The following is a 2,819-nucleotide window of genomic DNA, read 5'->3' as shown; positions in this document are numbered from 1 at the left end:
CCCCGATCCGGCCCGAGCGACACGTGCCTGACTCCATCGCGACCTTGCGCCTGAAGCTGGCACAAACACTCGCGCGAACCCTGCAACGATGTCCCTGCTGCCAACAAAGATTTATGACACAGTAGTACTAACCTGCTGTGTGGTCGCATTCTCTTCACACGAGCCGGCATCCACCTCGCTTGAAAATGCTCTAGCCGGCGCGCCGCTTCGCTCCGGCCATGCGCCCGACGCAACGTGAAGGCCGCAGCGGGCGTGCTATGCGCAAGCCCTCCTCGAACGCCAGCCGGTCCGCCATCCCGTGAACGCCGTGATGATCATCGTCCCGATCTTCGGGATCATCCTGATCGGCTGGGGCGCGGCGCTGGCCGGCCTGCTCTCCGACAAGGTGAGCGAGGGGCTGTCGGAATACGTCTTCGCCATCGCCGTGCCGTCGCTGATCATCGCGACGCTGACCCGGCCGGGCCTCGATGGCGAGATCTCCTGGGGCTACTGGATCTCCTATTTCGGCGGCGCCGGCATGTCCTGGCTCGCCGGGTCGCTGATCGCGCGGCGGCGCGCGGGCATCGAGCGGCAGGGCGCGATCCTGCACGGCTTCGCCGCCAGCCAGTCGAACACCATCTTCGTCGGCGTGCCGACCATCCTCCAGGCTTACGGCGAGGAGGGGGCGTTCCCGCTCTTCCTACTGCTCGCCGTCCACCTGCCGCTGATGATGGGCTGCGCCACCTTCCTGATCGAGGCGGAGGCCGGGCGCTCGCTCTGGCAGCGCCTGCGCGGCCTCGGCCTCGTGCTGATCCGCAACCCGATCTTCGTGGCGTTGCTGATCGGCATGGCGCTGAAGCAGGGCGGCATCGTCCCGTCCGGCATCCCCAAGGCGCTGATCGACATGTTCGCGGCCACGGCCTCGACCTGCGCGCTGATCGCGCTGGGCGCCGGCCTGCGGCGCTACCGCGTGCTGTTCGACCTGCCCGGTGCGGTGGTGATCGCGCTGTTGAAGCTCGTCGTCCACCCGCTGATCGTGTGGCTGCTCGCGACGAAGCTGTTTGCGATGCCGCCGGCCTATGCCGGCGTCGCGACGCTGTTCGCGGCGATGCCGGTCGGCATCAACGCCTACCTGCTCGCCATGCGCTACCGGACGGAAACCGGCCTGATCGCGGCCTCGCTCCTGGTCTCGACCCTGCTCGCCCCCTTCACCACCATCGCGTGGCTGACGCTGCTCGGCCGGGCGTGACAGCGGCGCGGGCCTGACCCTTCCCCGCGGCGGGCGCGGTGGAAGTCGCGGCCCATCCGGCTATCTTGCGGCGCAACGGCCGGCGAATCGCCGAACCGGCCGAGACCGTTTCGGAGAGGGATCGACCATGAACGCACCGATGCGCGCGCCCGCCGGAAGCGCCGGCCCCCTGGCCAAGGCGTCGGCCGCCTTCGTCTGGGACGACCCGTTCCTGCTCGAGGACCAGCTCACCGAAGACGAGCGCGCGATCCGCGACGTGGCGCAGGACTTCGCCCAGGAGCGGCTGCTGCCCGGCGTGGTGGACGCCTACGCCCAGGAGAAGACCGACCCCGATCTGTTCCGCCAGATGGGCGCACTCGGGCTGCTGGGCGTGACGATCCCCGAGGAGTACGGCTGCGCTGGCGCCGGCTACGTCGCCTACGGCCTCGTGGCGCGGGCGGTCGAGCGGGTCGATTCCGGCTATCGCTCGATGATGAGCGTGCAGTCGTCCCTGGTGATGTACCCGATCCACGCCTACGGCTCCGAGGAGCAGCGGCAGAAGTTCCTGCCGAAGCTCGCATCCGGCGAATTCATCGGCTGCTTCGGTCTCACCGAACCCGATGCCGGCTCCGATCCGGGCGGCATGAAGACCAAGGCCGAGAAGATCGACGGCGGCTACCGCCTGTCGGGGGCCAAGATGTGGATCTCGAACGCGCCCTTCGCCGACGTGTTCGTGGTCTGGGCGAAGTCCGACGCGCATGACGGCGCGATCCGCGGCTTCATCCTGGAAAAGGGCATGAAAGGGCTGTCGGCTCCGACGCTGAAGGGCAAGTTGTCGCTTCGGGCCTCGACCACGGGCGAGATCGTGATGGAGGGCGTCGAGGTCGGCGAGGACGCGCTGCTCCCCAACGTCTCCGGCCTCAAGGGCCCGTTCGGCTGCCTGAACCGGGCGCGCTACGGCATCTCCTGGGGCGTGATGGGCGCCGCAGAGGATTGCTGGCACCGGGCGCGCTCCTACACCCTGGAGCGCAAGCAGTTCGGCCGGCCGCTGGCGCAGACGCAGCTCATCCAGAAGAAGCTCGCCGACATGCAGACCGAGATCACGCTCGGATTGCAGGCATCCTTGCGCGTCGGCCGCCTGATGGACGAGGGAAAGATGGCGCCGGAGATGATCTCGCTGATCAAGCGCAACAATTGCGGCAAGGCGCTCGACATCGCCCGCACCGCCCGGGACATGCACGGCGGCAACGGCATCATGGGCGAGTACCACGTGATGCGTCACGCCCAGAACCTCGAGACGGTGAACACCTACGAGGGCACCCACGACGTCCACGCCCTGATCCTCGGGCGCGCGCAGACCGGGCTGCAGGCGTTCTTCTGATCTTCGTCTCAATATGCGGATGTTTCGACGCGGGTCTCGGATCGCGCGGTACGATTTGCTCCCTCACGCGTTGTGCCACTGACGACGACATCTCGAACGCGTGAGAAACTGATGAAACGGATTGTCTTAGCGTCTGCCTTGATGGCCGGCGCGCTCGCCATGCTTCCCGCGACCGTCGACGCCCGCGGCTTCGGCGGCCGGGGCGGCGGCGGCTTCGGTGGCGGCCATGGC

Annotated in this window: 2 protein-coding genes; both read left to right on the top strand. The window is 68.0% G+C overall.

Annotation, left to right across the window (positions count from 1 at the left end):
- The first annotated feature begins 298 nt into the window (after positions 1-298).
- A complete protein-coding gene (locus FV229_RS26280; protein WP_147754728.1) occupies positions 299-1,228 on the top strand; it encodes an AEC family transporter in 930 nt (309 codons plus the stop codon).
- 127 nt (positions 1,229-1,355) lie between these two features.
- Positions 1,356-2,588 (top strand): acyl-CoA dehydrogenase, encoded by a 1,233-nt coding sequence (locus FV229_RS26275; protein ID WP_147754727.1) that lies wholly within the window; start codon positions 1,356-1,358, stop codon positions 2,586-2,588.
- The last annotated feature ends 231 nt before the right edge of the window (positions 2,589-2,819 follow it).

Source organism: Methylobacterium sp. WL120, from assembly GCF_008039465.1.
Classification (GTDB): domain Bacteria; phylum Pseudomonadota; class Alphaproteobacteria; order Rhizobiales; family Beijerinckiaceae; genus Methylobacterium; species Methylobacterium cerastii.
This window is presented reverse-complemented; position numbering and strand designations above follow the sequence as displayed.